The organism is Candidatus Leptofilum sp. (genome assembly GCF_965223525.1).
GTDB lineage: Bacteria > Chloroflexota > Anaerolineae > Promineifilales > Promineifilaceae > Leptofilum.
The window spans coordinates 1046840-1058604 of sequence record NZ_CBDCWX010000005.1; the positions used below are offsets into that span (position 1 = coordinate 1046840).

General features: G+C 52.5%; 12 protein-coding genes. 7 read left to right on the forward strand and 5 right to left on the reverse strand.

Going from position 1 to position 11765, the window contains the following annotated elements:
• Positions 1 to 103 precede the first annotated feature (103 nt).
• The gene (locus ACOQPM_RS09955; RefSeq protein WP_420629105.1) at positions 104 to 931 is read left to right on the forward strand and encodes an alpha/beta fold hydrolase; all 828 of its coding nucleotides are present in this window, start codon (positions 104 to 106) and stop codon (positions 929 to 931) included.
• 93 nt (positions 932 to 1024) lie between these two features.
• Positions 1025 to 1828, forward strand: a complete 804-nt coding sequence (locus ACOQPM_RS09960; RefSeq protein WP_420629106.1) for a phosphate/phosphite/phosphonate ABC transporter substrate-binding protein — start codon at positions 1025 to 1027, stop codon at positions 1826 to 1828.
• 62 nt (positions 1829 to 1890) lie between these two features.
• Here ACOQPM_RS09960 and ACOQPM_RS09965 read toward each other — a convergent pair whose 3' ends face one another.
• A complete protein-coding gene (locus ACOQPM_RS09965; RefSeq protein ID WP_420629107.1) occupies positions 1891 to 2112 on the reverse strand; it encodes a zinc-ribbon domain-containing protein in 222 nt (73 codons plus the stop codon).
• Positions 2113 to 2218: 106 nt separating this feature from the next.
• Between ACOQPM_RS09965 and ACOQPM_RS09970 the strand changes: the two genes are divergently transcribed.
• Positions 2219 to 2899 (forward strand): hypothetical protein, encoded by a 681-nt coding sequence (locus tag ACOQPM_RS09970; RefSeq protein WP_420629108.1) that lies wholly within the window; start codon positions 2219 to 2221, stop codon positions 2897 to 2899.
• Between the two features lie 75 nt (positions 2900 to 2974).
• Here ACOQPM_RS09970 and ACOQPM_RS09975 read toward each other — a convergent pair whose 3' ends face one another.
• The 3 genes from ACOQPM_RS09975 to ACOQPM_RS09985 form a co-directional block, all read right to left on the reverse strand.
• Complete coding sequence (locus tag ACOQPM_RS09975) at positions 2975 to 3172, reverse strand: YgaP family membrane protein (protein ID WP_420629109.1); 198 nt, start codon at positions 3170 to 3172, stop codon at positions 2975 to 2977.
• 193 nt (positions 3173 to 3365) lie between these two features.
• Positions 3366 to 3611, reverse strand: coding sequence for an anti-sigma factor family protein (locus ACOQPM_RS09980; protein WP_420629110.1), 246 nt, complete (start codon positions 3609 to 3611; stop codon positions 3366 to 3368).
• Positions 3612 to 3622: 11 nt separating this feature from the next.
• Entirely contained in the window at positions 3623 to 4222 is a 600-nt protein-coding gene (locus ACOQPM_RS09985; RefSeq protein WP_420629111.1) for an RNA polymerase sigma factor, read from the reverse strand.
• 302 nt (positions 4223 to 4524) lie between these two features.
• Here ACOQPM_RS09985 and ACOQPM_RS09990 point away from each other — a divergent pair, with 302 nt between their 5' ends.
• Both ACOQPM_RS09990 and ACOQPM_RS09995 read left to right on the forward strand, forming a co-directional pair.
• Entirely contained in the window at positions 4525 to 5484 is a 960-nt protein-coding gene (locus ACOQPM_RS09990) for a LysM peptidoglycan-binding domain-containing protein (protein WP_420629112.1), read from the forward strand.
• 169 nt (positions 5485 to 5653) lie between these two features.
• A complete protein-coding gene (locus ACOQPM_RS09995; RefSeq protein ID WP_420629113.1) occupies positions 5654 to 5824 on the forward strand; it encodes a hypothetical protein in 171 nt (56 codons plus the stop codon).
• A 127-nt stretch (positions 5825 to 5951) separates the two neighbouring features.
• Here the strand turns inward: ACOQPM_RS09995 and ACOQPM_RS10000 are convergent, their stop codons facing one another.
• A complete protein-coding gene (locus ACOQPM_RS10000) occupies positions 5952 to 7514 on the reverse strand; it encodes a hypothetical protein (RefSeq protein WP_420629114.1) in 1563 nt (520 codons plus the stop codon).
• 366 nt (positions 7515 to 7880) lie between these two features.
• Here ACOQPM_RS10000 and ACOQPM_RS10005 point away from each other — a divergent pair, with 366 nt between their 5' ends.
• Together ACOQPM_RS10005 and ACOQPM_RS10010 are read left to right on the forward strand one after the other, a co-directional pair.
• Complete coding sequence (locus ACOQPM_RS10005) at positions 7881 to 9635, forward strand: ABC transporter ATP-binding protein (RefSeq protein WP_420629115.1); 1755 nt, start codon at positions 7881 to 7883, stop codon at positions 9633 to 9635.
• A gap of 201 nt (positions 9636 to 9836) precedes the next feature.
• On the forward strand, positions 9837 to 11684 hold the full coding sequence (locus ACOQPM_RS10010; RefSeq protein ID WP_420629116.1) for an ABC transporter ATP-binding protein: 1848 nt from the start codon (positions 9837 to 9839) through the stop codon (positions 11682 to 11684).
• The last annotated feature ends 81 nt before the right edge of the window (positions 11685 to 11765 follow it).

Genomic DNA, 11765 nt, shown 5'->3' on the forward strand with positions numbered 1-11765 from the left:
CCCCCGTGTCTGCCCAAATTTGGGCGCGCACGGGGACGCGCCCCTACCATTGCCTGGTTTACTTTTTAACACCGAGAGGGTGGAACAAGAAAAACGGTATTTTATGAGAGATTCTATTCCTTACATTGACTTTGGCGGCAACGGCCGTATTCTCCACTTCGCTCATCCGAACGCCTACCCCCCGGCCGGGTTTCGACAGTTTTTAGAGCCGCTGACGGAGCGGTTTCGCGTTTTCGCCGTAGAACATCGACCGCTGTGGCTGGGCTCAAAGCCCGAGGAGATGCACGACTGGACGGTGATTGCAGATGACCTGATTCGCTTTTTTGACCAGATGGGTTGGCAGCAGGTAATTGGCGTGGGGCACTCTTTGGGGGCGGTGGCGACTTTGTATGCGGCCGTTTCCCGCCCAGACCTCTTCTCCCAACTCATCCTTATCGAGCCCGTCTTTTTACCCCCAGAAGTGCTGCAAATGACGGCCGAAAATCCCGATGCAGGCGCGTTTAACCCGATGGTGGCTGGTGCGCTCAAGCGGCGCAACCGTTGGGACAGCCGCGAAGCTGCTTTCTCCCGCTTCCGCCGCAAATCGGTTTTTGAACGCTTTTCAGATGACGCTTTGTGGGATTATGTCAATTCAGCTATCAAGGAAACCGAAGCTGGCAAGTTTGTGCTGGCGTTTCCACGCGAGTGGGAAGCCCGCTTTTACAGTATGCCGCCGCAGGGCGTGTGGGAGGCGCTGCCCAAAGTGACCCACCCCACGCTGGCCATCCGCGCCGAGGATTCCGACACGCTTTGGCCACCATCCTGGCAGCTATGGCAAGAATTACAGCCCAATGCCACCTTTTTAGAGATTCCCGACTGCGGCCACATGCTGACGCTGGAACGGCCGTCTCAAGTCGCCACCATCATCCTCAACCAGTTAAGAGACCCTTGAAAACAGATTTATTTTGCCACAGAGATCACAGAGAATTTAGAGGAAAAAGAGTTTTCCTCTGTGTCCTCTGTGGCTTTATTCCGTGAGCCAGTTATGAAGATACAATTTACCACTTGCCAAGCACGCAACACCCACGCCGTCACCGGGGCCATCGCAGACTATTTAGCAGAACAGCTCAACTTAGAAACTGAGTTCATCATTGATCCCCCGTGGGAGGAATGTTTGCAAAACGTGCTGGCGGGGCGCATTCAGATTGGCTGGATGTGTGGCTACCCGTATGTGCAGGAAACGGCCGTACCCACCCCAGACATCCAACTGCTAGCCCTGCCCGTTTTTGCCAAGACCCGTTACCAAAACCAGCCCATCTACTTTTCTGACGTAATCGTGCGGCGAGACAGCCCGTTCACCAAATTTGAGGATTTGCAGGGAGCGACCTGGGCGTTCAACGAAGTTGGCTCCCAATCTGGCTACCATGTCGTGCGCTACAAACTGTCTCAAATTGGGGCAGATGGGGATTTCTTTGGCAAAATTGTAGCCTCTGGCGCACATTTGCAATCGCTAGAGATGGTTTTGGCAGGGGAAGCAGACGGTGCAGCTTTAGACAGTACTGTCATGGACATAGCTTTGCGTGAACGGCCGCAGTTAGCCAATCAAATTCGCATTATCGAGGCACTTGGCCCCAGCCCTGTTCCCCCCTGGGTGATTCACAAAAGCGTCCCCTCACCGCTGCGGCAGGCTATTCAGCAGGCACTTACCCAAATGCACCTAACCCCCGACGGACAGCAAGTTTTGGCTTTGGGCGAGCTAGCGCGGTTCGAAACGGCCGTAGACACCCACTACAATCCCATCCGCCACATGCTCCACGCTGCCAAGCACGTCCATTTGGGACACAGATAAACACAGATTCACACTGATCTGGTAGAAAAATCTGTGTTAATCTGCGAAATCTGCGGATAAGTTTATTCGCGGCGCAGGAACAGCTTCTTGCAGTTGGGGCAGCGCCACGCGGCTTCACCCTTCTCTAACGGAAAAATCGGTATAAAAAAGAGGGAAAAGTACCGCTTGTTGCGGACGGGCTCCATCTGTACCAGCTCGCGGCAGTAGCCGCAGGTGGTTGTTTGCTTGCTGGCGCTATCGTCGGCCACGACGCGCCCTTTTGTGCCAAAGATGATAATCGGCATAGCTTTCCTCACGGTTGTTTGCAACATTTTACCTGTTTTATGGTATTTATGGGTAAGCAAGTGTGCAGGTTTTCAAGTTTGCAGGTGAACAAGTGGAGGTATTGGTATGGCTTCTTTTGAAAAATCATTGGTGGTAGGGATTGGTATTGTGGGGATTTTGGTGGTCTGCTGTCTGGGCGCGATTTTTGGAGCGCAGGTGGCACGAAATCAGGAAAATGGGGGTGGAAACAGGCAAACGGCCGTTACCAACCAAACCAATCAATCTGCCCCACCTGCGCCCTCGCCAACGGCCGTTCCTACGCTGCCCCCCGTTGAACTCCCCGAAATTGCCCTAAACGATACCAACCTGGCGCTCCTCTCTGCCTATGCCGAAGAAGTTAAGCCAATTTTGGAAGAAGGGCTCACCGTTGCCGAGCGAGATGGCCAAATTTTGGAAGCAGGCAAAGAAAACCCAGAGGCACTGTGTGGCGGAAGCCAGGTAGCGCATCCCACCTTTGTGGCGGATGCAGCGGTGATGGATCGGCTGCTCACTGAGTTGGAACAGGTTGAAGCTCCGGGGGAAACGGCCGCTGCCATCCATAAACCGCTCACCGAAAGCCTGCGCCTGTGGGGCGAAGCGCTGGATAACCTGAACAAATCGTGCGAAACGGCCGTTGCCGTCGAGCGTGATCTGTTGCGGGTGGGTGCATCGTTGCAGGCAGGCGGAGCCATCCTCAACTTCCACGTCGCCAGCGATAACTTTTGGCGGTTGTTAGTGGTTTATGGTCTGGAAGCTGTAACAAGGTGACAGAGTAAAGGGATAAAAAAAGAGCGGGCACGCCGCTCTTTTAGGTTTCAGAAGTTGGGTTCCGAAAAAACCACACTACTTTTTGGTTGAGAGCTTGAATGGTGCATACAGCGGGCAAAAGCCAACCACGCTGGTAAGCAAAAAGACAATGGCCAAAATGCCCAGGATGATTGCGGCCGTGCCAGAAATAAGATTGGTAAAATACAGCACGGCAACGGCAACAGCCAAAACCACCCGAATAATACGATCTGCACTTCCCATATTTTGTTTCATGAGTATCCTCCGAAAAATTATTGTGTAAAAAGCTGAATCAGATAAACTAGGCCAGAAATGAGGCTGATACAGAGCAAGCAAACCAAACTGAGTTTTAAGAGGGTGCTGCGGGTATTGGTTTGCCTCTCTTCGCTACGGTTCATTTTGTCCTTCATTATTTTTTAGACGGAGACGAGTGGAAAAGGTTACAAAATTACTGAGATGTTTTTGATTTCATAAAAGCATCTTGTAGCTGGTTAAACAAACGGGCGCGGCTTTGGGCTGGAATGGTGCGCTTGCCTTGTTCACGGAACAGAAAGATGGTTTGCTGGGTGCTGTCTAGCACCACGCGGCAATTTTGGCAGGTTGCCAGATGTTCCTGCGCTTCGGCAATAAGTTCATCTTCCAACTCCTGGTCAATGTAATCAGAAAGATATTGGAGCAGTTCTTCACATTTCATTGGGTTCAATCTCACTCAGAGCCAATCGCCAACAGCGACTGGGTTAAATGCTCGCGCAAAAAGAGGCGGGCGCGGTGCAAACGGACTTTTGTTGCGCTGATGGAAAGGTTGGCAATGTCGGCCGTTTCCTGCGTAGATAAACCTTCCACCTCACGCAGCACAAAAATAATGCGGAATTTTTCTGGCAGTGCGGCAATGGCATCATCCAAAGCCTGCCCTACCTCGCTATCTGTAAGTAGTTTCTCTGGCCATTGTTGCCAATCTACTAAACAGACAGGGGCCGGTAAACGGCCGTCCTCTGGCTCATCTTCTAGCACCACATCTGGCTTTCTTTTACGCAGTCGGTCTATGCTTAGGTTTTGAGCAATGCGGTATAGCCATGTGCCTAAATTGGCGCGTCCTTCAAACTGGTCTAGCCGCTCAATGAACCTTAGAAAAGTGTCTTGCACAACGCCCTCGGCTGCGACTTCATCCTTAAGCAGGCTTACCGCAAGCCGAAACAGCTTATCCGAATATTGCTCAAAAACGTGTGCAAAAGCATCTGGGGTTCGATTCCGCAAAGCTGCCAGCAGGGAGTCAGCGTCATTGGCGTAAATTGATTGTAAGTCCATATCTCCTTTTGACGTTTGGCGGCTTAAAAAGTTACAGTGCAAATTTTGCAAACAATGTGAAAATGGCAACGGTCATATCCGCCCCCACAAAATTTTAAGCTGAATTTTGCCTCAAAAGAGTGACAAAACGGCCGTTTGTGGTTCTAATAGTACTAGGGTACCGTTTGCCTAATTCAGTCAATTTGTGACGAGATGACTCAATGTGATGTCTATCGGATGTGTCCCAACCAGGGGCTCATAAAAATTACAATTGGGCAAAAATTGTTAATAGATTGACCCCTACAATTTTCAAGGAGATGTTTATGTCAAAAGCGAAACTATCAGCTACCGAATGGAATTTGGTAAAAGATGCACCATTTTGGGTTAATGCAGCGTTGGCAGCGGCAGACGGCCGTGTGGCCCTCATCGTTAAGCGCAAGGAAAACAAGGCACTGGGTAAAGCAATGGAGGCGTACAAAGGAGGGAACCAACTGGTACGCGATGTTATTGCCAATGAAGATGATCCCGACAAGGACGTAAAAAAAGCGACACAGTCACAGGCAGAAAAAGCGTTGAGCCGCATTTCTGGCATTGTTGAGAAGAAGCTGGGGGCAGATGACCTGGATGCGTTCAATACTTTCTTACTTAGCGTAGGCCGCTCTGTGGCAGAAGCCGCCGGGGAAGGCGTGCTGGGCATTGGTGATAACACCAGCGATGAAGAAAGTGAAGCCCTAAAAGATATTGCCGAGGCACTACAGGCAACGCCAGCTCACAAGCAAGCTCGTCGTAAAGCCAAACAGGAAGCCGATAAAGCTGCCCGTGAAGCGGCCGCCAAAGAAGCCGCCGCCGCCAAAGCGAAAGCAGAGGCAGCAGCCAAAGCCAAAGCAGAAGCCGCTGCCAAAGCAAAGGCAGAACGCGAAGCAAAAGCCAAAGCAGCTGCTGACGCCAAAGCCAAAGCAGAACGCGAAGCCAAGCTAAAAGCACAAAAACAGAAGCGTGATGAGGCACTCGAAGCCCGCAAACTGGAACGTGCCAAGGAAAAAGCAGCCCGCGAAGCCGAGGCAGAAGCAAAAGAAAAAGCCAAAGCGGCCAGCAAATCACGCTTTACTGAATTTATTGCAGAGCATAAAGTAGTTTCTGGCGATAACTTGAGCATGATCTCCCAGAAATATTACAATACGCAGGCTAACTGGCGGTTTATCTATGAGGCCAATGAGGACGTGATCGGGGACAACCCGAGCCTGATCCGCGTGGGGCAAGTGTTGAAGATTCCAAAACTATAGAAGCCACGTTCATTTCAGGGTCTGGGAATTTACCAGACCCTGTTTTATGTAAAAACCACAAAGAAATTGCACTTTGGTTTTCAAGATATTTTCTGTGGTTTGCTTAATTGGGGCAGAAGTAAGATAGATACCTATTATATTAGATGCAGATTAGACACAGGAGAGAAAAATGAATTTAAGCGCACCAAAACAAATGACATTTATCGTAGCAGTTGTTCTTGCTGTATTGGGTCTTCTTGGCCTGCTCATTCAGCTTGGTTTTGTCACCTCTATGGCGTCCTGGCTAATTTTGATTGGCTTCATTGTTTTAGCCGCTGGCTGTTTTGTGCCAAATTTGTAAAGATATTCAGTAGGTCAAGTGCCACTGTAGAAATGCGACTTCTGGCCAACAGCACTTGAAAGTTAAGCTGCATCGCTTGCCCCGGCGATGCAGCTTTTTTTGTTCTTGTCGAATAGTGAGACAGAGTTTAGTTGATGTGGGTGAGAAGGGCACAAAGCTCAAACATTTTCTCGATTCGGTGGGGGACGTATAGTTCCTTTTCAATCCAGAGTGAGGTGCGATCCAGGTCGGCCTGGTTGATATGCTCTTGCAGGTAAGCTTGTCCTTTGTGGAAGGCGCGATAGCCTTCTTGGGTGAGTAACTTTTCTTTGAACAGCCTGTAAAGCGTCAGCAATCCGTAGGCCGTCTCTGAGGGGGTTGCCTCGTCGGAGACACCCCAGCCGCCGTTGGGGTGCTGGTTTTGGATGAGATCGTCTTGAGCGTGCATGACGGCCGTATACCCTTCAGGTTCCGCCGCTAAAGCCAACACCAAATGCAGCGTGTTGTACAGCCAGGAGATGTGCCACTTGTCGTCTTGCCAACGGCCGTTTTCACCCTGAGTTTTCAACAGCATCTGAATAGCGGCGTTGTCCCGCTGCCCAAACAGCCGCAAAGTGTGAACCGCACGCGCCGTGAGCGAAAGCGACATCTGAATTTCACCCCCAAAAGCATAGTACACACCATCGCCTCGGAATCGCTCCAGAACGGCCGTGTCCACCACATACCCCACCGTGTGCAAAATCGCCAACGCTGCGGCCGTATCATCGCCATCCTGGTAAAAGTAGTCGCTTAGGCCAATGCCCTGGTCAGTTAGGGCAAAGCCGAGGGCATCTAGCTGGGGTTGAAGAATAGTTTGCAAATCAGGGTGATCTAGCAAATCTGCCACCAGCAGCGGGTAAAGGCCAAACGCCAGCTCAAACTTATCCATCGGCCAAATGCCAGGCACCACGCCAGGGACGTTGTAACCTGTTACGCGAGAGGCGTTCTTTAGGTATGCTTCTGCTTCACGGCGCAGCGGCTCGGTTTCTGCGGTTTTGGGGAGACGGTTGAGCCAGACGGCCGTTGCTGCCGGACTATGCCCAATGCTGCCAGCCCCGTCCAGATAGGCAAGTTCTGGCGTGCTGCCCCACGCTTCCCAGGAGTGCATTGGTGGCGAACCGGCATCGGGCTGGATGTGCTGAATATATTTCAGCTTTTTGCGCCCCTGGCTGAGTAACGCCGTGTTGCCCTGGCGGGGAATACGCAGCTTGAGCCGTGCCCCCTCATCAATGAGGTACGGGTAAATGAGTTCCGCGCCTACGGGCAGGCTCTCCGGCACGGTGCTGGCCCATAGCTCCCGCTGAAAGTGCAGATGCTCTAGCCCGGCAGCTATGCTTTCGGATGAATCAACAATGTCGGCGTACTGGTGCAGCGCCAAAATGGCGGCAATGGTGGAGATGCGCCGGTAGAGCGGCGCAGCGGGGCTGCCCCAACCACCATCGGCCTCTTGCTGCCGCTTGAGCCATTCCAGGCCGGGGGTAACACCGCCCGGCGGGGGGTAAGCGCGCAACACCTGGGCGGTGTCGTAAACCGACGCGCTGATGCGCCCGCCACCTTGACCTAGCAAAGGCAGCAGCCCTTGCAAGCGTTGTAAAGTCGGGTTTTGGGTGGTGAAGGGAATGAGGGTAGTACGCCCGTAAGTTTGATTATCTCGTCCAAATTGCATTCGCATAAGCATCTCCATTTTGTCTAGAAAATGGTTGATCTAATGAAGCAGAACCGCAAAGCGCGTAAGTGACGATGCTGCGAATGATGGCGCAAATTCCCAAAAAGCCGATAAGTGTAGAAGACGGCCGTCTGTGAAGTTTGTGTGGTGTGAATCGGGCGGGGGTACAAGGATAACGAGAATGGGCTCCGCTTTTTCCGAAAGGATCATAGCAAATGATCCTGTTAAGAAAACGAGAAGATTGTACTATAAATCCACGACATATATCCTCAAAACGGGCAAAAACTAGGGATAAGACGCACAATTGTTCTAACTGAGATATAATTCTCACATTTGTGACAGCAATCACTTGCCAAATAAACAGAGGCTATCTTGAGTAAAAAAGAGTTTCGGGTTGAAAACGAGTATGAATACAATCGCCGTGGGCCGCTTCGCTGGATTTTGTCCCACGTGATGCGCTATCCGTGGCTGCCAATCCTGGTAACAGTGGCGTCCATCATTAACAATCTGGCTGCCAGCTATGTGCAGGTGTTTATTGGCCGCGCCTTTGACTTGATTAGCACCCCTGGTTGGGCAACCACTGCGTTATTGGGAATTGCGTTTGCTGTCTTTGGCACGGTGGCGGCGCAAAGCGGGTTAGGCATTGCCCGCAATTTTTCTAATGAATATATTGCCCAACTCATCGAGCGGAACAGCCGGGATGAGCTTTACATCAGTTTGTTGGGAAAAAGTCAGACATTCCACGGCCGTCAGCGCATTGGCGACATCATGGCGCGGGCTACCAACGACGTCCGTGCTCTAAACATTATGTTTAGTCCAGGCGTTATGCTGCTGGTGGATGGGTTTATGGGGATTGTGGCACCGATTGCGCTCATTGCCACCTTGCGCTTGGAACTGCTTCTTGTGCCCGCCATCTTTTTGGTTCTATTTGTTATTACGGTGTGGGATTATGCCCGCCAGCTAAACCCGGTGAGCCTTTCCATGCGGGAGCAGTTTGGCGTGATGAATGCCGGGCTGGCGGAATCCATTGGCGGTATTGAAGTGGTAAAAGGGAACGCGCAGGAGCGGCAGGAGATTCAAAATTTTGTCACCAACGCGGGGCGTTACCGGGACTTTTTTGTGCAGCAAGGGGTTATTCAGGCGCGTTATTTGCCGCTTCTTGTTTATTCACTCTGTTTGGGTGCGGGCTTTTTCCACGCGATGTGGCTGTGGCGGGCGGGCACGCTGACGCTGGGCGAGGTTGTGACCTACATGGGGCTGTTTGGCATTTTGCGTTTCCCCACCTTCATTTCTATCTTTTCATTTAACCTGGTGCAGCTTGGCATTGCCAGCGCCCGCCGCATTTTGGAGATGATCAATGATGAGACCAACCTGGATGAAAATGAAGCGGGGTACCAGGCGGAGATTCAGGGGCAAGTAACGTTTGAGGACGTGCGCTTTGGCTACGACGGCGAACCTGTGTTGGACGGTATTAGCTTCTCAGCAGAGCCAGGGCAGACGGTAGCTATTGTGGGGCAGACGGGCTCTGGTAAGACGACAATGACCCGGTTGATTAACCGAATTTTTGACGCGGAGAACGGCCGTATTCTCATAGACGGTTGTGACGTGCGCGACTGGAGCCTGGAGTCGCTTCGCTCCCAAATCTCGACGATTGAGCAGGACATCTTCCTGTTTTCACGCACGCTGGCAGAAAACATCGCCTTTGGCGTGCCCAATGCCACGCAGGCTGACATTGAACAGGCGGCCAAAGAGGCCCAGGCCCACGACTTCATCATGGGCTTCAACGAGGGGTACGAGACAGAAGTGGGTGAGCGGGGCGTAACGCTCTCTGGCGGGCAGCGGCAGCGCATTGCCATTGCTCGCGCCTTCCTCACCAACCCGCGCATTCTCATTTTGGACGACAGCACTAGCGCCATCGACAGCGCCACGGAAGACCAAATTCAGCAGGCGATGCGGCGCATCAGCCGTCAGCGTACCACATTCCTCATCACCCATCGCCTGTCGCAGATTCGCTGGGCAGACAAGATTTTGGTGTTGAGTAACGGCCGTCTCTCCGACCATGGCACCCACGAAGAACTACTGGCTCGCAGCCCCGCCTACCAGCGCATCTTTGCTCGGTATGATTAATTTAGGGTAGGGGCGAGGCGGTGGCGAATGACGTGTGTTGAAACAAATAATCTGGTCTCGCCACCGCCTCGCCCTAAATTGTGGTGACGAGGGCGAGGCAATCGGAGTGAAGGTGTTTTTGCTAGGCCGAGATCTTGGCCGATTGCCTCGCCCCTACCATATTTGATTTAATGCTGAGCGATTTCACACAAGGGAATTGTTATGGGTTTTATTTTAGATGGACTAGATACTGAAGATTATGATCGCAATTATTCGGATCGGGAGTTGCTGGCTCGGATTATTGGTTATTTTCGGCCGTATTCGCGGCAGATGATCTTGGTGGCAATCATGATCACGCTGAACTCGGTGGCAGGAACGGCGGGGCCAATCATCATTGCCAGCGCGATAGACGTGATTGTAGCTGACCCGACCACGCGAACGATGTTGCTGTTGGCGGGCGGGGTCTCGCTGATGGGGGCATCGGCCTGGGTGTTTAACTATATCCGGCGGTATTTCTCGGCGCGGATTGTAGGGAATGTCGTTTTACAACTGCGCGAGGATGTGTTTTCGGCCACCATTAAACACGATTTGTCATTTTATGATGAGCATCCGTCGGGCAAGATGGTAAGCCGGGTCACATCCGACACGCAGGATTTTGCAGCGGTGGTGGATTTGACGCTAAATTTGCTGAGCCAGGTGCTGCTGGTGGTTATCCTGACGGGCTGGTTGTTTAGCATCAACGTCTGGCTGACGCTGATCCTCATTGGCATGACGCCGCTGGCAGTGGCGATTGCCCTGAGCTTCCGCAGCATTGCCCGTCGCGTGACGCAGGATGCCCGGCGAGTAACGGCCGTTATCAATGCACAAATTCAGGAGTCCGTTAGCGGCATCATCGTGGCCAAAGGCTTTCGGCAGGAAGGGGCCATCTACGAGACATTCCGAGACAACAACAAGCAAGGGTACGGCGTGGGGCTACGGCGTGGGCTGGTGCTTATGTCCATTTTCCCAATAATGGTAATTGCCTCGGGGATTGGCACGGCCGTTCTTGTCTACTCCGGCGGCTTGGCAACCTTGTCTGAATCATTTTTGGGCGGCTTGGCTGGCCTGTCTGTGGGGGATTGGTATCTGTACATGCAGGCGGTCGGCTTTTACTGGTTCCCCATGACCAGCATCGCCTCATTTTGGAGCCAGTTCCAGGATGGCCTCTCGGCTGCGGAACGTGTTTTTGCCCTCATTGATTTGGAACCAAAAGTGCAGCAAACGGCCGCTAGCAAAGTTGCGGGTGGACTAAAAGGTGAGATTCGCTTTGAAAACGTGCGCTTTAGCTACACCGACAAAGAAACAGTCTTGCCTGAGTTCTCGCTGACGATTGCACCGGGAGAAACGGTGGCGTTGGTGGGGCACACGGGCGCGGGCAAAAGCTCTATTGCCCGATTGATCAATCGCTTTTATGAGTTCCAGGACGGCCGTATCCTGGTAGACAACCACGACATTCGCACGCTAGACCTGGGCAGCTACCGGCAGCAGATCGGCTTGGTGCCGCAGGAGCCGTTCCTCTTTTCTGGCATCATTCGGGACAACATTCGGTACGGCCGTCCCGACGCAGACGATGAGCAAGTGTTAGCCGCCGCCAACCGCATTAGCCAGGGCGAATGGCTGCACGGCCTGGGGCATGGGCTAGACACCGACGTGGGTGAGCGGGGCAGCAACCTCTCGATGGGGCAGCGGCAGCTAGTGGCGATGGCGCGGGTGCTGCTCAAAAATCCGGCCATCTTCATTTTGGATGAGGCCACCGCCAGCGTAGACCCCTTCACCGAAACCCAAATTCAGGAGGGGCTGGACGAGGTGATGCGTGAGCGCACCGCCATCGTCATTGCCCACCGGTTGAGCACGGTGAAAAATGCGGACAGAATTATTGTCATGGGGAACGGCCGTATCATCGAAGAAGGCACCCACCACAGCCTCATGGCCGACAGCGGCCACTATGCCGACCTATACAACACCTACTTCCGGCATCAGTCGCTGGAGTACATAAATTCACTGGTTGTAGATTTAGAAGATTCGCTTTGAATCTTGAAAATTCGCTAATATGCAAGACGTGAATAGAACTCACCTCGAATTTAGATGGAAGCAAAAAAGGAGAGAGCGAGT

Bases quoted from the DNA above. Each gene is read 5' to 3' on its own strand.
- ACOQPM_RS09975 (WP_420629109.1), bottom strand. From the start codon at position 3,172: ATGAAACAAAATATGGGAAGTGCAGATCGTATTATTCGGGTGGTTTTG.
- ACOQPM_RS09970 (WP_420629108.1), top strand. From the start codon at position 2,219: ATGGCTTCTTTTGAAAAATCATTGGTGGTAGGGATTGGTATTGTGGGG.
- ACOQPM_RS09960 (WP_420629106.1), top strand. From the start codon at position 1,025: ATGAAGATACAATTTACCACTTGCCAAGCACGCAACACCCACGCCGTC.
- ACOQPM_RS09965 (WP_420629107.1), bottom strand. From the start codon at position 2,112: ATGCCGATTATCATCTTTGGCACAAAAGGGCGCGTCGTGGCCGACGAT.
- ACOQPM_RS09985 (WP_420629111.1), bottom strand. From the start codon at position 4,222: ATGGACTTACAATCAATTTACGCCAATGACGCTGACTCCCTGCTGGCA.
- ACOQPM_RS09980 (WP_420629110.1), bottom strand. From the start codon at position 3,611: ATGAAATGTGAAGAACTGCTCCAATATCTTTCTGATTACATTGACCAG.
- ACOQPM_RS09990 (WP_420629112.1), top strand. From the start codon at position 4,525: ATGTCAAAAGCGAAACTATCAGCTACCGAATGGAATTTGGTAAAAGAT.
- ACOQPM_RS10000 (WP_420629114.1), bottom strand. From the start codon at position 7,514: ATGCGAATGCAATTTGGACGAGATAATCAAACTTACGGGCGTACTACC.
- ACOQPM_RS09995 (WP_420629113.1), top strand. From the start codon at position 5,654: ATGAATTTAAGCGCACCAAAACAAATGACATTTATCGTAGCAGTTGTT.
- ACOQPM_RS10010 (WP_420629116.1), top strand. From the start codon at position 9,837: ATGGGTTTTATTTTAGATGGACTAGATACTGAAGATTATGATCGCAAT.
- ACOQPM_RS09955 (WP_420629105.1), top strand. From the start codon at position 104: ATGAGAGATTCTATTCCTTACATTGACTTTGGCGGCAACGGCCGTATT.